The organism is Enterobacter sp. C4G1, assembly GCF_052886895.1.
Window position 1 is genome coordinate 874,725 of record NZ_JBQVVV010000001.1, and the last position, 17,800, is coordinate 892,524.

16 protein-coding genes are annotated in these 17,800 nt (G+C 54.9%); 5 read left to right on the forward strand and 11 right to left on the reverse strand.

Annotation, left to right across the window (positions count from 1 at the left end; genetic code table 11):
- Position 1 precedes the first annotated feature (1 nt).
- The 7 genes from tatB to udp form a co-directional block, all read right to left on the reverse strand.
- Complete coding sequence (tatB, locus tag ACT9TW_RS04210; protein WP_446491738.1) at positions 2-550, reverse strand: Sec-independent protein translocase protein TatB; 549 nt, start codon at positions 548-550, stop codon at positions 2-4.
- A 3-nt stretch (positions 551-553) separates the two neighbouring features.
- On the reverse strand, positions 554-808 hold the full coding sequence (gene tatA / locus ACT9TW_RS04215; protein ID WP_014072250.1) for a Sec-independent protein translocase subunit TatA: 255 nt from the start codon (positions 806-808) through the stop codon (positions 554-556).
- A 76-nt stretch (positions 809-884) separates the two neighbouring features.
- On the reverse strand, positions 885-2,525 hold the full coding sequence (gene ubiB / locus ACT9TW_RS04220; protein WP_446491739.1) for a ubiquinone biosynthesis regulatory protein kinase UbiB: 1,641 nt from the start codon (positions 2,523-2,525) through the stop codon (positions 885-887).
- Positions 2,522-3,127: a ubiquinone biosynthesis protein UbiJ gene (gene ubiJ, locus ACT9TW_RS04225; RefSeq protein ID WP_446491740.1), complete on the reverse strand. Its 606-nt coding sequence runs from the start codon at positions 3,125-3,127 to the stop codon at positions 2,522-2,524. Before ubiJ ends, ubiB begins: the two co-directional genes overlap by 4 nt.
- Positions 3,128-3,140: 13 nt before the next feature.
- A complete protein-coding gene (gene ubiE / locus ACT9TW_RS04230; RefSeq protein WP_182062922.1) occupies positions 3,141-3,896 on the reverse strand; it encodes a bifunctional demethylmenaquinone methyltransferase/2-methoxy-6-polyprenyl-1,4-benzoquinol methylase UbiE in 756 nt (251 codons plus the stop codon).
- Positions 3,897-3,962: 66 nt separating this feature from the next.
- Positions 3,963-5,420: a DNA recombination protein RmuC gene (gene rmuC / locus ACT9TW_RS04235; protein WP_446491741.1), complete on the reverse strand. Its 1,458-nt coding sequence runs from the start codon at positions 5,418-5,420 to the stop codon at positions 3,963-3,965.
- Positions 5,421-5,560: 140 nt separating this feature from the next.
- Positions 5,561-6,322 carry a uridine phosphorylase gene (gene udp, locus ACT9TW_RS04240; RefSeq protein ID WP_014072255.1) on the reverse strand — a complete coding sequence of 254 codons (762 nt, stop codon included), beginning with the start codon at positions 6,320-6,322 and terminating at the stop codon, positions 5,561-5,563.
- Between the two features lie 259 nt (positions 6,323-6,581).
- Here udp and ACT9TW_RS04245 point away from each other — a divergent pair, with 259 nt between their 5' ends.
- The 4 genes from ACT9TW_RS04245 (at position 6,582) to ACT9TW_RS04260 (ending at position 11,703) form a co-directional block, all read left to right on the forward strand.
- Positions 6,582-7,388 (forward strand): dienelactone hydrolase family protein, encoded by an 807-nt coding sequence (locus tag ACT9TW_RS04245; RefSeq protein WP_446491742.1) that lies wholly within the window; start codon positions 6,582-6,584, stop codon positions 7,386-7,388.
- Positions 7,389-7,568: 180 nt separating this feature from the next.
- The gene (locus tag ACT9TW_RS04250; RefSeq protein WP_446491743.1) at positions 7,569-9,380 is read left to right on the forward strand and encodes a beta-glucoside-specific PTS transporter subunit IIABC; all 1,812 of its coding nucleotides are present in this window, start codon (positions 7,569-7,571) and stop codon (positions 9,378-9,380) included.
- Positions 9,380-10,843, forward strand: a complete 1,464-nt coding sequence (locus tag ACT9TW_RS04255) for a glycoside hydrolase family 1 protein (protein WP_446491744.1) — start codon at positions 9,380-9,382, stop codon at positions 10,841-10,843. The genes ACT9TW_RS04250 and ACT9TW_RS04255 overlap by 1 nt, the downstream gene beginning before the upstream one ends.
- A 23-nt stretch (positions 10,844-10,866) precedes the next feature.
- Positions 10,867-11,703, forward strand: a complete 837-nt coding sequence (locus tag ACT9TW_RS04260; protein WP_446491745.1) for a PRD domain-containing protein — start codon at positions 10,867-10,869, stop codon at positions 11,701-11,703.
- Positions 11,704-11,717: 14 nt separating this feature from the next.
- Here the strand turns inward: ACT9TW_RS04260 and metE are convergent, their stop codons facing one another.
- A complete protein-coding gene (metE, locus tag ACT9TW_RS04265; protein ID WP_446491746.1) occupies positions 11,718-13,979 on the reverse strand; it encodes a 5-methyltetrahydropteroyltriglutamate--homocysteine S-methyltransferase in 2,262 nt (753 codons plus the stop codon).
- A gap of 115 nt (positions 13,980-14,094) precedes the next feature.
- On the opposite strand from metE, the gene metR reads away from it, so the two are divergent.
- Positions 14,095-15,048: an HTH-type transcriptional regulator MetR gene (metR, locus tag ACT9TW_RS04270; protein WP_436354518.1), complete on the forward strand. Its 954-nt coding sequence runs from the start codon at positions 14,095-14,097 to the stop codon at positions 15,046-15,048.
- Here metR and ACT9TW_RS04275 read toward each other — a convergent pair.
- From ACT9TW_RS04275 to pldB, 3 genes are all read right to left on the reverse strand, one after another.
- Positions 14,936-15,835 (reverse strand): carboxylate/amino acid/amine transporter, encoded by a 900-nt coding sequence (locus tag ACT9TW_RS04275; RefSeq protein ID WP_436354517.1) that lies wholly within the window; start codon positions 15,833-15,835, stop codon positions 14,936-14,938. The genes metR and ACT9TW_RS04275 overlap by 113 nt on opposite strands.
- Before the next feature lie 82 nt (positions 15,836-15,917).
- A complete protein-coding gene (yigL, locus tag ACT9TW_RS04280) occupies positions 15,918-16,718 on the reverse strand; it encodes a sugar/pyridoxal phosphate phosphatase YigL (protein WP_446491747.1) in 801 nt (266 codons plus the stop codon).
- Positions 16,719-16,743: 25 nt separating this feature from the next.
- Positions 16,744-17,736, reverse strand: a complete 993-nt coding sequence (pldB, locus tag ACT9TW_RS04285) for a lysophospholipase L2 (protein WP_182062933.1) — start codon at positions 17,734-17,736, stop codon at positions 16,744-16,746.
- Positions 17,737-17,800: the final 64 nt, after the last annotated feature.

Genomic DNA, 17,800 nt, shown 5'->3' on the forward strand with positions numbered 1-17,800 from the left:
TTTACGCTTTATCACTCGACGAGGTGGATGATTCGGAAACAGGCGCAGCGGCTTTAGCTTCGGTCGCCGAAGTGTTAACAACGGGCTCTTCCGGCTGCACCCGTTTTTTCACTTCAGGTTCCTGCGGCGTCTGTTCAGGTGCTGCGGCCTGATGCTCTGCGCTGGCAGGGGTCACCCCCTCTCGCTGCGCTTTGCTCTCTTTTACCACCGGGTTATGGATGGTATTCGCTTCATCGCTCGCTTTTTCAGGATCGTTAACGCTGTAAGAGCGTTTCATGGATTCCGCGGCTTCACGCAGTTCATCCATCGAGGCTTTGAGCTCTGGCGTCAGATTATCCATGCTCGCCTTCTCAACCTTTTTCAGGCTGTCCTGAAACTCCTGAAGCTTAAGCTCCTGCGCCAGCTCATTTTGTACCGTGGTGGCAAGCGATCGAAGCGCACGCACCCAACCCGCAACCGTTTTTACCGCAACGGGTAAACGCTGCGGGCCCAGCACAATCAGGCCAATCACAAAGACCAGCAGCAGTTCACCAAAACCAATGTCGAACACGAATTACACCTGCTCTTTATCGTGGCGTTTAGCGTCTTCCTTTTTGGCTTCATCTTGCTTGTCGGCAATGGATTTAGCAGTAAAATCAGCGTCCTGGCTGGATTTTTCCTGCTTATTTTCATCATCACTCATCGCTTTCTTGAAGCCTTTGATGGACGCGCCGAGGTCGGAACCGATGGAACCGAGCTTTTTGGTGCCAAACAGCAGCACGACGATGACGGCAATGATCAACAATTGCCAGATACTGATACCACCCATACATGTTCCTCAGTGATAGATGATTAATTAATCAGGTCGCATTATACGTATGCAACCCGGCGATAGCGACGCAAATTCAGCGCGTTTTTCTCCAGCCCGCAAACCAGACAACCACACCGCCAGCCATCAGCCAGGCAGGCATCATCTGCCAGTCCGGGCGATTGATCAGCAGCAGTGTGCCGCTCAGCAACAGTGTCGCACCAATCCCAAAGAGATAACGGGACTGTCCCTGACGAACGCGATTGGACTGAAGCTCGCGGGCGATTTTATCCATGCTGTGCTGAAGGTTCTTGCTCTGACGCAAACTGTCGTAAACCAGTTCAGGTATCTCCGGCATTTTTTCAATCCAGAACGGGGCTTTCTCTTTGAGAGAGCGCACCAGCGCCGGAATGCCGACCTGATCCTTAATCCAGGATTCGAGGAAAGGTTTCGCGGTCTTCCACAAGTCTAACTGAGGATAGAGCTGACGGCCTACGCCCTCAACGTAAAGTAATGTTTTCTGGAGTAAAACTAACTGCGGCTGAACTTCCATATTAAAGCGGCGCGCGGTGTTAAACAGGTTCAGCAAAACATGGCCGAATGAGATTTCCGCCAGCGGTTTTTCGAAAATCGGCTCACACACGGTACGGATAGCGAACTCGAACTCTTCAACGTTAGTATCTGGCGGAACCCAGCCAGAATCCACGTGCAGCTCAGCAACCTTACGGTAGTCGCGGTTGAAGAATGCGATAAAGTTTTCCGCGAGATAGCGCTTATCTTCTTTGTTCAGAGAGCCCACGATACCGCAGTCAATACCAATGTATTTCGGGTTTTCCGGGTGCTCATAGCTGACGAAAATATTGCCCGGATGCATATCCGCATGGAAGAAGCTGTCTCGGAACACCTGGGTGAAGAACACTTGCACTCCGCGCTCGGCCAGCAGCTTCATGTTGGTTCCCTGGTTTTCGAGAGCCACCACGTCAGATACTGGAATGCCGTAGATACGCTCCATTACCAGCATATTCTGGCTACAGTAGTCAGAGTAGATCTCAGGAACATACAGCATCGGGCTGTCTTCAAAGTTACGACGCAACTGGATGGCGTTTGCCGCTTCACGCAGCAGGTTGAGCTCATCAATCAGCGTTTTTTCATACTCGCGCACAACTTCCATTGGACGCAGGCGTCGACCGTCCGGCAGCAGACGTGGAACCCAGCGCGCAAGGCGGTAGATAAGCTTCATGTCCGCCTTGATAACCGGCAAGATGTCCGGGCGGATCACTTTAATAACGATCTCTTTGCCATTTTCTTTCAGGCGTGCCGTATGCACCTGGGCAATCGAGGCCGATGCCAGCGGCTGAATTTCAAAATCGTCAAACCAGGTTTCAACGGGGATATTCCCCATTGCTTCTTCGATTTGCTGCTTTGCTCGCGCACCGTCAAAAGGCGCTACGCGATCCTGCAATAACGCCAGCTGATCGGCGATTGTAGGCGGGAAGAGATCCCGGCGGGTGGAGAGCATCTGCCCAAACTTGATCCATACCGGGCCAAGCTCCTGCAACGCCAGACGCAGGCGTTCACCCAGCGGCTGATCCTTGTGGCGATTTGGCATCCAGAACAACATCCGTCGCCAGATTCGAAGCGGCAGAGTGATACGCATTTTGGGGATAAGCTCGTCGAGCCCGTAACTCAAAAAGGTGTGGACGATAAAATAGAGGCGCCGAATTTCACCAGGCGTCATTTGCCCTCCAGTTTTTCCAGCCGTTTGGTTAGCGCGTCAACCGCACGTTCGACAGCAGCAGTTTCTTCCGCAAACCATGCCACTTCAAGTGGCCCCGGAGCCATGCGCCACTCTTCGGTCAACACTTCTGCCGCGTAGCGCTGTTGGCGCTGAACAGTTTTGCGCAGAAATGCCGAACCACCATGAATGACTTTGCTGATCCCTTCGGCGGCGATGTCGCCAATATAAGGTGCAAGCAACTCTGCCGGGTCGAACTCGGCAAGATCGCTTAACGCAACGAAGTTCTGCACGACCTGAATGTCACCTTCGACTTCCAGCTCGCCGCTACGGATAAGCGCAGTCAGCTGCTGGCGGTCGCGCAGTTTTGGCACCACGCTCATATGCGTGATGACCGAGCAGTCGGCCTCACCTTCCCACTCACCCAAAACATCAAGCTGGCGTTCACTGAACACCAGCACCAGCGGCGTAGAGAACTCTTTTAAAACAATACGTAACACCTTTCCGTTGAGCCGCTGACGCGCAGTTTTTAGCGCCGGAGCACGGTAAAGAAAGGCATTCAGAGCATTCTCGATGCCTGCGGTGACTAAGGGTTTAAATGGCACGGGATACCTCCACTCAGAACTTGTAACCGCGATGCAGCGCGACGACACCCGCCGTCATGTTGAAGTATTCAACGTTTTCAAATGCGGCATCCTGCATCATTGCTTTTAAGGTGTCCTGATCCGGGTGCATTCGGATAGATTCAGCCAGATAGCGATAGCTTTCTGCATCGTTCGCCACCAGCTCACCAATGCGCGGCAGCACGTGGAACGAATAGGCATCGTAGGCTTTACTCAGCGGCTCGATAATCGGTTTGGAGAATTCGAGCACCAGCAGGCGTCCACCCGGCTTCAGCACGCGGTACATGGAACGCAGCGCTTTGTCTTTCTCGGTGACGTTACGCAGGCCAAACGAGATGGTGATGCAGTCAAAGGTGTTGTCCGGGAACGGCAGCGCTTCAGCGTTCGCCTGTACATATTCAACGTTACCCACAACGCCGATGTTACGCAGCTTCTCACGTCCCATTTTCAGCATGGAGTCGTTAATATCTGCCAGCACTACGCGACCGGTTTCGCCAACCAGACGTGAAAACTTCGCCGTCAAGTCGCCTGTACCGCCCGCTAAATCCAGCACCGTTTGCCCACGACGCACACCGCTACAGTCGATGGTGAAGCGTTTCCACAAGCGATGAATGCCGAATGACATCAAGTCATTCATCACATCGTACTTCGCCGCCACGGAATGAAATACGTGGGCCACCATGTCAGCCTTCTGCGCTTTAGCAACAGTCTGAAAGCCAAAGTGCGTCGTGTCTTGTGAATCGTCAACCATCTCAGAGCCTGCTTATCAGTCAAATGTCCGTGAAGTGTAACAGATTGGGCGCGTTTGCCCTACGGTTCAACCACCGTGAAAGAAACGATTCGGCGGTTCAGAAGGTGACAAATCCGCGGCTAAATCGTTGTCTTCGCTGTCTGTATTTTGCACACCAGCCCCTTCTCGCAGGCGATATTCATCGTCCTGAGCGGTAGCCTGTTCAACCATTTCAGGATTAATCTCGCGCTTAACCTCCACCCCCAGGCTACGGAATGCCTCTGCTTGCGCCAGCAGGTTGCCGCGCCCGGAAGAGAGCTTTTTCATCGCCTGGCGGTAGTTATCCTGCGCGCGATCGAGGCTCTGCCCAACAGAGGACATATCGTCCACAAACAGGCGCATTTTGTCGTACAGCTTGCTGGCGCGATCGGCAATTTGCTGTGCGTTACGGCTTTGGTGCTCGTAGCGCCAGAGGTTTGCAATCGTCCGCAGCGCCACCAGAAGTGTCGTGGGGCTCACCAGCATAATGTTATTTTTCAATGCTTCGGTTATCAGTTCGGGCTGTCTGTCGAGCGCCAGCAGGAATGCAGGCTCAACCGGAATAAACATCAGCACGTAATCCAGGGAGCGTAACCCCGGTAGCTGCTGATAGTCTTTGCGGCCCAGCAGACGAATGTGGTTACGGACAGAGGTGATATGCTCTTGTAACGCAGACTCACGGATGTAATCGTCCTCGGCATTGAAGTAGCGTTCGTACGCCACCAGCGTCATTTTGGCGTCGATAACGACATCTTTGCCCTGCGGCAGGCGCACAATGACATCAGGCTGCATCCGCGAGCGGGCATCGTTTTCGATGCTGACCTGCGTTTCATACTCGTACCCTTCACGCAGGCCAGAAGCCTCCAGCACGCGGGTCAGTACTACTTCACCCCAGTTGCCCTGTGCTTTGTTGTCGCCTTTAAGCGCACGCGTCAGGTTAACCGCCTCTTGCGCCATCTGCGCGTTCAACTGCTGGAGATTACGAATTTCATGCGCCAAAGTGTGGCGTTCGCGCGCCTCCTGGCCAAAGCTGTCCTGCACCTGGCGGCGAAAACCGTCCAGCTGTTCACGCAGCGGTGTGAGCAGGCTGTTCAGGCTTTGGCGGTTTTGTTCGTCAACACGGCGGTTGCTGTGCTCAAAAATGCGGTTCGCCAGGTTTTCGAACTGTTCGCTCAGGCGCTGCTCGCTGTTGATCATCTGGCGGATTTTGTCTTCCGCATGGAGTTGGGTCGATTCAAGACGGGTGGTGACTTCACGGAGATCGGCTTCCAGTGAGGTATTGATATCACGCAGATTGCGCAGTTCGTTATTGAGCAGCTCACACTCGTCGCGCCAGTGCCCGCTCTGGGCAAGCTGTTGTTTCGCGGCGCTGAGCTCAGCGACCATCTCTTCGCGTTCTGCCAGTTGATCGGCTTTATGCTGCGCGTGCTGATAGCTGGATATGAGCCAGCCTATTCCCACGCCCACCAGCGCAATCACTGCATAAATCAGGATTGAGATATCCACAATGCCCCCTGCATCAACGTTTTACCCGCATAAAATAGAATTGTGCTGTATGAACGTCCAGTTTGAAAGGGTTTTCCTGCGAGGCGCTACGCAAAAAAGAAAAGGCCGAACGAGTCGGCCTTTTATTGAAGAAGTGAGGACTAGATCAAGCGGCGAGCCGCTTCAACCACAATTTTCACCGCATGGCTTTCGGTCTGCTTCATGGTTTCAGCGTTCGGGATCTCTTGCTGAGTACGGTTAACGATAACACCCGCCACCATACCGGCACGCAGACCCTGGCTTGCGCACATGGTCAGCAGCGTTGCAGATTCCATTTCGTAGTTCATCACGCCCATAGACTGCCACTCTTCCATGGAGCCTTTGAAGCGGCTCACTACGCGGCCAGAGAAGGTGTCGTAACGCTCCTGGCCCGGGTAGAAGGTATCGGAAGAGGCGGTAACGCCGATGTGCGTTGTTGCGCCCACAGATTTCGCGGCTTCAACCAGCGCAGTGGTGCATTCGAAATCCGCCACTGCCGGGAATTCCATTGGCGCAAAGTGCAGGCTTGCACCGTCCAGACGCACGGACGCGGTCGTGACCAGCACGTCGCCCACATTGATATGTGGCTGAATTGCGCCGGTGGTGCCGATACGCAGGAAAGTACGGATACCCAGCTGCGCCAGCTCTTCAACGGCAATAGAAGTAGACGGGCCGCCGATACCGGTAGAACACACGATCACCGCTTTACCATCCAGCTCTGCGCGCCAGGTGGTGAATTCACGATGGGATGCCAGCTTAACCGGCTTATCCATCAGCGCGGCGATCTTTTCCACACGCTCTGGATCGCCAGGGACGATAGCGAGCGTAGCCCCTTGTAAATCGTTTTTAGTGAGGCCGAGATGAAAAACATCAGACTTAGACATAGGTGACTCCTCTGTGGGTCGGTTTGTCAGAAGAAGTAAAACGGTACTTTACAGAAGCAGTGTGCGTAATTTCGTGACGAATCTCACCATGAATGAAAATGATTGCAGTTTATTTCCATAAATAAGTGATCAACATCACATTAACAATGTTATACCGTGGTGTGTTGCACAAAAGATAGACCGTTTAAGGCACTGTGAGTTGTTAACCTTGTGACTATATTTACCTTTGCGCTAACTCAACATTGGTACGGAGAATGCCATGACTGAAAAAACCGGTTTTGCACCTGCTGCGGCCCCTCATGCTTCAACCATTGTCACTACTCCCGAAGAAGCCATTACTGCAGGAGAGACATCCATTCCCTCACAGGGGGATAACATGCCGGCTTACCATGCGCGCCCGAAATCGGCCGATGGCGCTCTGCCGGTCGTGATTGTGATACAAGAAATTTTCGGCGTACATGAGCATATTCGCGATGTTTGCCGTCGACTGGCGCTGGAAGGTTATCTGGCCATCGCACCAGAGCTCTATTTCCGCCAGGGCGATCCAAATGACTACAGCGATATCCCGACGCTATTCACTAATCTGGTCAGCAAAGTCCCGGACGCGCAAGTGCTGGCGGACCTGGACCATGTCGCCAGTTGGGCGGCGCGTAACGGCGGCGACCCACATCGGTTGATGGTGACCGGTTTCTGCTGGGGCGGTCGCATCAGCTGGCTGTACGCCGCGCATAATCCGCAGCTCAAGGCTGCCGTGGCGTGGTACGGCAAGCTGGTCGGCGAAAAAACGCTGAATTCACCTAAGCAACCGCTGGATATCGCCGTGGATCTTAACGCCCCGGTGCTGGGTTTGTACGGCGGCCAGGATACCGGCATTCCACTTGATACCGTAGAAACCATGCGTCATGCGCTGCGGGCGGCAAATGCGAAGGCGGATATCGTGGTTTATCCCGATGCAGGACATGCTTTTAACGCGGATTATCGGCCGAGCTATCACGAAGAATCCGCCAAAGATGGCTGGCAACGAATGCTGGCGTGGTTCCGACAATATGGCGCTAAAAAGGGTTAAGCGGCTCACAAATTGATGCATGAAGCGCCTGTGTTGTTTGACTTTTAAGCACAATCTGGCCGATATACAAAGCACAGGCGTGTAACTACGAGCCGTAGGCAAGACCTGAAGCCCCTCTCCTCTTTCGAGTGGAGAGGGGCTTCAGGTCTTTTTTTTTGCTCTGGAGACAGGGGCCAGAACATGAACCACTTGCAAACTGCGCTGGACATCATCGCCCTGGTTGGCGGTGCTGAGAATATCGAACATATCGAACATTGCTCCACCCGCTTGCGGTTGAGCCTGTATGACAACAGCAAGGTCAACGAAACGGCGCTGACAAACATCGACGGCGTGTTGGGCGTTCGCGTCAACGTGCAGTGCCAGGTGATCATCGGTCACGAAGTGGTACAGGTGTTTGATGCGGTGCGTTCTCTGGTGGGCTCGCCGCAGGCCGGTGGGCAGCACACACCTGCCAGAGTCAGCCGCGGGGCGCAGATTGTCGATTTTGTCATTAGCGTTTTTCAGCCGCTGGTGCCGGCAATTGCTGGCGGCGGGGTGCTGAAATCCCTGCTGCTGTTGCTGGATGTGATGGGCTGGCTGAGCCGCAACAGTTCAACCTACAAGGTTCTGGATAACATCGGCTCTGCACCGCTCTATTTCCTGCCGATTCTGGTAGCGATCACTACCGCCATGAAGCTCAAAGTGAACGTGCTGGTTGCGGTGTCTGCCGTGTCGGTCATGGTGTTGCCTGCCATGACCAAACAGCTTGCCGAAGGAACGGCATTTATGTCGTTCGACCTGCGCAACGTGGCGTATGCCTCACAGGTGTTTCCGGCGATCCTGTGCGTGCTTTTTTACGCCCAGACCGAAAAGCTGTTTAACCGCTACTCACCCGGTGCGCTGCGCATTTTCCTCTCGCCGATGCTTTCTCTGCTGGTCACCGTCCCTGTTACCCTGCTGATCCTGGGGCCACTGGGTTATGAGCTGGGTGCCGGGCTGGCAACGGTCATTTTGTGGCTGTACGGAAAACTGGGTTTTGTGGCAACCGGGCTGCTTGCCGCCGCCCTGCCCTTTATGGTCGCCGCCGGGATGCACAAGCCGATGCTGCCCTACGCCGTCGCCTCTATGAGCCAGTTCGGGCGTGAGATGCTCTACCTGCCTGCATCGCTGGCGCACAACATTGCCGAATCCGGCGCGTGTCTGGCGATTGCACTCAAAAGCAAAGATAAAGTGCTGAAGTCCACCGCGTTCTCAGCCGGGATCTCCGCGCTGTTCGGCATTACTGAACCGGCGCTGTATGGCGTGACGCTGCTGAATAAAAAAGCGCTCTACAGCGTGATCCTCGGTGGCGTGGTGGGCGGTGCGTTTATCGGCTGGATGGGTATTCAGGCTTTTGCGCTTGTGGGCCCCGGCCTTGCCAGTATCTCGATGTTTGTCTCGCCAGATAACGCAATGAACATCGTCTGGGCCTTTGCCGGTGCGGGGTTGTCATTTGCCGTGGCATTTATCAGTGCATTAGTGCTCTGGCGCGACAAGGTGCCGGAAAAAACCGATACCCTGACGTTCACCCGCCCGGTAGAAGGGCAAATCATCCCGCTGGAGAACGTTAATGACGATGTTTTCTCACGCAAAATCATGGGTGACGGGATAGCGATTGTGCCTTCTCAGGGCGTATTGCGCGCCCCGGCAGACGGCACTGTGGTGAATGTATTTGAAAGTGGTCATGCGCTAAGCCTGCTCACCGATGCCGGTGTCGAGCTGATATTCCATATCGGGATCGACACCATCAGGCTACAAGGCGAGGGCTTCTCAGCAAAAGTGGCCGAAGGTCAGCACGTTAAGTGCGGCGACACGCTGATTGAATTCTCACTGGACACCATTACCGCCGCCGGGCTCGATCCGGTGGTCATGATGGTGGTCACTAACGGCGAACGCTTTTCGCTGACATCAGGTAATACCGACGATAAGAATCCAAATCCTCATATCATCATGACGCTTAAGGAGTCCGTGTAATGGAGAAATCCCTCCCGTTTCCGCAAGGTTTTTTATGGGGCGGCGCGATTGCCGCAAATCAGGCCGAAGGGGCATGGAATGTGGACGGTAAAGGGCCGTCCGTGGCTGATGCCATCACCTGGAAGCCTAACCTGTCCGTGAAGGATTACAGTGGCCATATGGCGCTGACCGACGAAAACATCCGCGACGCGTTTGAAGGTAAAAATGACGCGCTGTACCCGAAACGCCGCGGCATTGATTTTTATCATCACTATAAAGATGACATCGCGCTGTTTGCCGGGATGGGCTACACCGTGTTGCGCGTGTCGATTGCCTGGTCGCGTATTTTCCCGACCGGCGAAGATGCTGCACCAAACGAGGCAGGCCTGAAATTTTACGAGGAGATGTTCCGCGAGCTTCGCCGCCATAACATTGAGCCGCTGGTCACGCTTTCTCACTACGAAATGCCGCTGGCGCTGAGCGAAAAATACAACGGCTGGGTACACCGCAATGTGGTGGATGCCTTCGTGCGTTTCAGTAATGTCTGTTTCGACCGCTACAAAGATCTCGTGCGCTACTGGCTGACGTTTAATGAGATAGACAGTATCCATCGCCACCCGTTTACCACGGCAGGTATCCGCGAAGAGAAAAGTCTGCCGGGCAAAGCGAAACAGGATATCTACCAGGGGCTGCATCACCAGTTTGTTGCCTCTGCGCTGGTCACGCGCGACTGCCACGCTAAAATTCCGGGCAGCCAGGTCGGGTGTATGCTCACCAAACTCACCACCTACCCGCACAGCTGCCGCCCGGAAGATGTGGAAGCGACGCTGAAGAAAAATCTCGAGAACTACTTCTACGCGGATGTACAGGTGTTTGGTGAATATCCGCCGCTGATCCTGCGCGATCTGGCGCGTCGGGACATTCAAATTGAGATGCAGGCCGACGATCAGCGTATTTTGAAAGAAAATACCGTCGATTTCGTCTCTTTTAGCTACTACATGTCGATGACCGAATCGACACAGCCGGACGTCGAGCGCATCCCCGGTAACACGGTTCTTGGGGTGAAAAACCCGTACCTACCTGCCTCTGAATGGGGCTGGCAGATTGACCCGGTCGGGCTGAAGATCTCCCTGCTTGAACTGTACGACCGCTACCAGAAACCGCTGTTTATCGTTGAGAACGGCCTCGGGGCGAAAGATGTGGTCGAAAACGGCGAGATCCACGACAGCTATCGCATCGACTATTTCCGCGCCCACTTCGAGCAAACTTTGGCAGCTATTAATGAAGGGGTGGATGTGATGGGATTCACCACCTGGGGATGTATCGACATTATCAGCGCGGGCACGTCGCAGATGTCCAAGCGCTATGGATTTATCTATGTCGACCAGGACGATGAAGGCAACGGCACGTTAAAACGCCTGAAGAAAGACTCTTTCTGGTGGTACAAAAAAGTGATTGCCAGCAATGGCGCTGACATGAGCTAACCGGCCCGGCCGCAGGAATAACCGTGATAACGATAAAAAAATCGCTTAATAACAGTATGCTGCTGGTCGACAACGACCAGCGGGAGATGATCCTGTTCGGCAAGGGGATCGGCTTTGGCGCAAAACCCGGCACCAGCATCGATCTCGCGCAGGTAGAGAAAGTTTTCCTGCCGCTGAGCGACCTCAAATCCCGCCATTTTTTATCGTTGACGGACACCATTCCTGCGGCATTCTTCGATATCAGTCACGACATTCTTACCCTTGCACGCAGTCAGTTCGGGGACAGGCTCAATTCGGTGCTGCTCTTCACACTCGCAGAACATCTGCACTTTGCCGTGGAACGCTACCGCAGCGGGCAACTCATCCACAATAAGCTCAGCTGGGAAGTGAAGCGCTACTACCCGCAGGAATATGGCATAGGGTTGCTGGCACGTGCGCAGGTGAACGATAAGTTTGACGTTGAGTTACCGGAAGACGAAGCAGTCAATATCGCTTTTCATCTGATCAACGCCAGCGCTCAGGATGACGACAGCAGCGCCCACCAGCAGGTTGAGCTGGTGAACCGTATCGCCGAAATCGTGCGCTATAAACTCGGCAAGGCCATTGATACGCAATCGGTGAACTATATGCGCTTTATTACTCATCTGCGTTACTTTGCCGAGCGGGTTCTGGCGGGGAAGATTGCGTTGAGTGAAACCGAGGATTTTTATCAGGAACTGATGCGCCATCGCCCGGATGCGATGACCGTAGCGTGGGTGATCCGCGACTATGTACGGGATAAATATCAGCTCACCTTACCGAAAGATGAGCTGACATGGTTAAGCATTCATATTAGCCGCCTGATGGATGGGCAGGCGTAAAACGAGCGCCGGGGTTAAACCTGACGCAGGTTCTGCGCCGCCTTCACCATATTCGCCAGCGCGGCGCGGGTTTCTGGCCAGCCGCGGGTTTTGAGGCCGCAGTCCGGGTTTACCCACAGACGCTCTGCCGGAATACGCTGTGCCGCTTTCTGCAACAGCGCCTCAATCCATTCCACGCTCGGTACGTTAGGGGAGTGAATATCGTAAACGCCCGGTCCGATTTCGTTCGGGTATTCGAACTCTTCGAAAGACTCCAGCAGCTCCATGTCTGAACGTGACGTCTCAATGGTGATCACATCGGCGTCCAGCGCAGCGATGGAATCCATGATGTCGTTAAATTCGCAGTAACACATATGTGTGTGGATCTGGGTGTCGTCCTTTGCGACGGCGGCGTTAATGCGAAACGCCTCTACGCCCCACGCCAGATAAGCATCCCAGTCGCTGCGACGTAGCGGTAATCCTTCACGCAGAGCCGGTTCGTCAATCTGGATAATACCAATCCCCGCCGCTTCCAGGTCCGCCACTTCATCACGCAGCGCCAGAGCAATCTGCTTCGCGATAGTTTCGCGGGTCACGTCTTCACGCGGGAAAGACCAGCAGAGAATCGTCACCGGGCCGGTCAACATGCCTTTGACAGGTTTGTCGGTCAGGGACTGGGCGTACTTCGCCCACTCAACGGTGATTGCTTCCGGGCGGCTGACATCGCCGATCACCACCGGCGGCTTCACGCAGCGGGAGCCGTAGCTCTGCACCCAGCCGTTCTGGGTAAAGACGAAGCCGTCCAGATGCTCACCAAAGTATTCCACCATATCGTTGCGCTCGGCTTCACCGTGTACCAGCACGTCCAGACCTAAACGCTCTTGCTCCACAATCGCCTGCTTGATGTGCTCGGCAATGCCGGCGCGATAGTTGTTCGCATCGAGGTTGCCCTTTTTGAAGTCCAGACGCAGGCCGCGAATTTCAGTGGTCTGCGGGAATGAACCGATGGTGGTTGTCGGCCAGGCTGGCAGGTTAAAACGGGCGCGCTGGGCTTCGGCACGCACTTCATAAGCGCTCTGGCGCTGGCTGTCCTGGGCGGTGATGGCCGCCAGACGTTTTTCCACAGCCGCGTTATGCACGCGAGTCGAGTGGCGACGCGCCTGAATTGGAGCACTCCATTCGGTAATGGCGGCCGTGTCACCGCTGTTCAGCGCATCGCGCAGCAGCGCCAACTCTTCGCACTTTTGCAGGGCGAAGGCAAACCAGCTCTTCACTTCGACATCCAGACGCGTTTCAACACTCAGGTCAATTGGGCTGTGCAGCAGCGAACAGGAAGAGGCCACCCACAGATCACGTTTACCGACAATCGCACTAATCTGGGCATACTTTTCCGTCAAATCAGCACGCCAGACGTTACGGCCATTCACCAGACCAGCAGAAAGCAGCCAGTCAGCAGGCAGACGTTTGTGCAGCTCTGTCACATCATCTTTACCGTGGACCAGGTCAACGTGCAGGCCCTGTACCGGCAGCGCGGTAATGGTATCGAGATTCGGAGTGACCCCTTCAAAATAGGTGGTCAGCAGCAGCTTCACCTGGCCTGTGAGCGCGTCATACGCGGGTTTGAAGGCGTTCAGCCACTCCGGCGGCAGCTCCAGTACCAGCGCAGGTTCGTCGATTTGCACCCACTCGATACCGCGTTTTGCCAGCTCCGCCAGCACCTGCTGGTATACCGGCAGGATATCGTTCAGCAGGCTCAGGCGGTCAAACTGCTCGCCCTTCACTTTACCCAGCCACAGGTAGGTGACCGGGCCAAGCAGCACAGGCTTCACCTTGTGGCCCAGCGCCAGCCCTTCGTCCACTTCATCCAGCAGCTGCGTCCAGGTCAGTTTGAACTGCTGGCCTTTGACAAATTCCGGCACCATGTAGTGGTAGTTCGTGTTGAACCACTTGGTCATTTCTGCTGCTGCAGCGGGCTCACCGCTCGGCGCACGGCCACGGCCGATACGGAACAGGGTGTCGAGATCGACCGATCCATCGTTGTTCTGATGACGAGCCGGCACGTTGCCAAGCAGCAGGCTGGTAGTCAGAACATGGTCGTACCAGGCGAAATCGCCCACCGGCAGCAGGTCAATGCCCGCTTGCTTTTGCTGATCCCAGTGACGGGCGCGCAGCTCGCGGCCCACGGCCAGCAGCTCTTCACGGGTGGATTTTCCTGCCCAGTAGCTTTCTTGCGCTTTTTTCAGTTCGCGACGCAGACCAACGCGAGGGAAACCGAGTGTGTGATTGCGGATTGTCATGGTGTACCCCTTGTGAAATTCGTTATTTAGACGTCCAGATGTTTACACTTCTATAATTGGCAGGTACTGTATATTCCTCAAGCGCAAAATGTTCATGCCGAAGTGAAGGACTTTCATGATCGAGATAAAACACCTGAAAACGCTACAAGCGTTGCGGAACTGCGGTTCTCTCGCAGCGGCTGCGGCCACGCTGCACCAGACCCAGTCTGCCCTTTCACACCAGTTCAGCGATCTGGAACAACGCCTCGGTTTCCGTCTTTTTGTGCGTAAGAGTCAGCCGCTGCGCTTTACCCCGCAGGGTGAGATTTTGCTGCAACTGGCAAATCAGGTGCTGCCGCAAATTGCCAGCGCGTTGCAGTCCTGCAACGAACCGCAGCAGACGAAATTGCGCATCGCCATTGAGTGTCATAGCTGTATACAGTGGCTGACTCCCGCGCTTGAGAACTTCCGCCAGAAGTGGCCGCAGGTGGAGATGGACTTTAAATCCGGCGTGACATTTGACCCACAGCCTTCGCTCCAGCAGGGCGAGCTGGATCTGGTCATGACCTCAGACATCCTTCCGCGCAGCGGCCTGCACTACTCACCAATGTTTGATTATGAAGTGCGCCTGGTACTGGCACCGGATCATCCGCTGGCCGCTAAAACGCGCGTCACGCCGGAAGATCTGGCCACGGAAACGCTGCTGATTTACCCGGTGCAACGCAGTCGCCTGGATATCTGGCGTCACTTCCTGCAACCGGCAGGCATCAACCCGCAGCTGAAAAGCGTGGATAACACCTTGCTGTTAATTCAGATGGTTGCCGCCAGAATGGGCATCGCGGCGCTGCCGCACTGGGTGGTGGAGAGTTTTGAACGCCAGGGCCTGGTGGTGACCAAAACCCTGGGTGAAGGACTGTGGAGCCGGCTGTACGCTGCCGTGCGCGATGGCGAGCAGCGTCAACCGGTTACAGAAGCGTTTATTCGTTCAGCGCGGAACCACGCGTGCGACCATCTTCCGTTTGTGCGGAGCGCGGAGCGACCCAACGGCGATGTACCCACAACGAAGCCAGGATCACCGTTCCCCCAATAATAAAGCTCGGCCAGTGCGGTTGCTCCTGCCAGATAGCCAGGTTAACCAGCAGACCCGCCGGCACATGCACGTTGTTCATGATCCCCAGCGTACCGGCGTCTACCTGGGTAGCGCCGTAGTTCCACATGAAGTATCCCAGCCCGGACGCCACCACGCCCAGCCAGACCAGAATGCCCCACTGCACGGAAGTGGTCGGCAGTTTTTGCGGGTTGCCGAGCATAAACCACGCCGCCACGGCAACAATGGCCGCCCCCATATAGAACCAGGCAAAGGCGTTATGCTGCGGCATCGGACGGGTTTCCATCAGGCGTTTGTAACCCACCATGCCAATGGCGAAGCTGATGTTGGCCAGCTGTACAAACATCAGACCGGTCCAGAAGTGGTCGCTCACTTTGTCGTAGCGAATGATCGCCGCACCGACAACCGCCAGCAGCGCGCTCAGCGCATAGCCCCAACGCAGGCGACGCTTACTCAGCAGATCGTAAATCAGCGTGATATAGAGCGGTGTGAGCACGGTAAACAGCAGGAATTCGGATACCGACAGGTACACGTAAGCGCGGAAGCTGAACAGATACATGATGCCGAGCTGCATTGCCCCCACCAGCATGTACAGCAGAATGGTTTTCAGCGTTTGCCCACGCGTACGCAGAAACGGCAGGAATACCAGTGCCGCCAGCCCCACGCGCATCAGCACTGAGAAGTAGCTGTCTACCGAACCCGCAAGGTATTCGCCAATCAGGCTAAATGAGAAGGCCCACAGAATAGTGGTGATAATGAGTAGCGCCACAATGCTTGTCTCTCTGAAAGAAGGACAGGCATTGTAGCGAACTCTTTAGTTGACAACTGAGCAATAAATAACCAAATGAAGATTATTCAAGGAACAGCTTGCGCAGATATTTCGGCACGGCATTGTCGGCATTAGAACCGATCACTTCCAGTTCCGGGTGCAGATCCTTCAGACGCTGGTGTGCGTTCTCCATGATGCAGCCTTTACCCGCCATCGAGAGCATTTCCGCATCGTTCATGCCGTCGCCGAAGGCGATGCAGTCTTTCAGTTCAAAGCCCATACGTTGTGCCACCGCTTCCAGCGCGTGACCTTTCGAGACGCCACCGGCCATCACTTCCAGGCAGGTCAGCGTAGAGAAGCTGACGTTAACACGGTCACCCCAGCGGGCGTTGATCGCCTGCTCCAGCGGGAGCAGCTCTTCGTGGCTTTCACAGGTGAAGAACACCTTGCTGATCCCTTCCGGCTCCAGCAGGCCTGGCTCATACAGGGTGTAGTTGAACACGGCCTCTTTGAAGAAACGCATTTCGTCCGGGCGATGGCGGTTCATAAACCACTCATCATCGCGATACACGTTGGTCACGATGTCCGGGTTGTTGTGCTCCACGCCGAACAGATCGGTGGCGATATCCCGGTCAAGGTTATGCGTGAAAATCAGGTTGCCATCGGTGTCGTGTACGCGCGCACCGTTGGAGGTGATCATGTAGGCTTTGATGCCCAGGTTATCGCGGATCTGCCCCACGTCCACGTGGTGGCGACCGGTGGCAAACACGAAGTTCACGCCACGGGCAGTCAGGAGCTTCAGGGTTTCTTTCGCAAAAGGCGATAAGGTGTGATCGGGGGAAAGCAGCGTGCCATCTAAGTCAGATGCAACAACCTGGTACATAGGGAAATTTAACCTCAATAGAAAATCAGTTATGCCTGTCGAAAAATTCGACAATGGCGTTGAGCGCGACTGAGCGCATGGTGTCCTTTTCGAAAAGGATCTCATGGTACGCACCGTTTATGACCCACGGTTTACCCCCTTCACAAGGGTGACCGGCGGCGGCACGCAGTTCACAAAAGCGGTCATGCATACGGTTATCAACCACACGCTCTTCTTCCGCCTGAAGCAGTAATGTCGGCGTGCTGTCATCACCAGCACCCGCCAGCGCCTGCTCACCGGCAAGAATGCCTTCCCGCACCCAGTGATAGGTGGGGCCGCCAACGCGTAAACGCGGTTCATCGGCATAAAAACGCAGGTTACGACGGTATCGCTGTCGACTGTGGGTCAGCACGTTCATGGCATACGGCAGCGCGCGCCAGCGTCCTGTTCCGATAGCATAACCTTCCCGAATACGCTGATGGCCCTCAGCCCAGTCGAGAATATGTCGTACCATCCAGTCAGGAAAACGCATCACGATGCCAAACATGGGCGCGCTGAGCGCAATGGCATCACATTGATGCGAATGGCGCTGCAAGAACAGCGTGGCAATGGCACCACCCATTGAATGCGCGAGAATATAGCGTTTCCGCCAGGGGCCGGGCTGCACTTCCTGCTGCCAGAATGCCGCAAGGTCGTCGACATAATCACTGAAATTATCTACGTGACCACGGTGGGTGTCCGACAGCATTCGCCCGGAAAGCCCCTGCCCGCGATGGTCAATAATCAGCACGTCAAAACCACTGTGGAACAGGTCATACGCCAGTTCGGCATATTTGACGTAACTCTCTATGCGACCAGGGCAAACCACAATGACACGATCGTTTTTTTCAGCCCGAAAACGAACAAAGCGTACAGGAACATTGCCCACTCCGGTAAATCCGGCCTCTTCACGCTGACGCCAGAAGTTGGTAAGTGGGCCCATAGAGAAAGCAGCAAATGCGTTTTCTCGAGTTTCCCAATCCTTTTTCTGCTGAAACATCGGGTTTCCACCCCTGTAAGCCAAGGAATATCGTTTTTTCGTGACAGGTCACAAAATGACTCAA

Coding starts and splice junctions, on each gene's coding strand:
- tatA (WP_014072250.1), bottom strand. CDS start 808: ATGGGTGGTATCAGTATCTGGCAATTGTTGATCATTGCCGTCATCGTC.
- ubiB (WP_446491739.1), bottom strand. CDS start 2,525: ATGACGCCTGGTGAAATTCGGCGCCTCTATTTTATCGTCCACACCTTT.
- ubiE (WP_182062922.1), bottom strand. CDS start 3,896: ATGGTTGACGATTCACAAGACACGACGCACTTTGGCTTTCAGACTGTT.
- udp (WP_014072255.1), bottom strand. CDS start 6,322: ATGTCTAAGTCTGATGTTTTTCATCTCGGCCTCACTAAAAACGATTTA.
- ACT9TW_RS04245 (WP_446491742.1), top strand. CDS start 6,582: ATGACTGAAAAAACCGGTTTTGCACCTGCTGCGGCCCCTCATGCTTCA.
- ACT9TW_RS04250 (WP_446491743.1), top strand. CDS start 7,569: ATGAACCACTTGCAAACTGCGCTGGACATCATCGCCCTGGTTGGCGGT.
- ACT9TW_RS04255 (WP_446491744.1), top strand. CDS start 9,380: ATGGAGAAATCCCTCCCGTTTCCGCAAGGTTTTTTATGGGGCGGCGCG.
- metE (WP_446491746.1), bottom strand. CDS start 13,979: ATGACAATCCGCAATCACACACTCGGTTTCCCTCGCGTTGGTCTGCGT.
- metR (WP_436354518.1), top strand. CDS start 14,095: ATGATCGAGATAAAACACCTGAAAACGCTACAAGCGTTGCGGAACTGC.
- yigL (WP_446491747.1), bottom strand. CDS start 16,718: ATGTACCAGGTTGTTGCATCTGACTTAGATGGCACGCTGCTTTCCCCC.
- pldB (WP_182062933.1), bottom strand. CDS start 17,736: ATGTTTCAGCAGAAAAAGGATTGGGAAACTCGAGAAAACGCATTTGCT.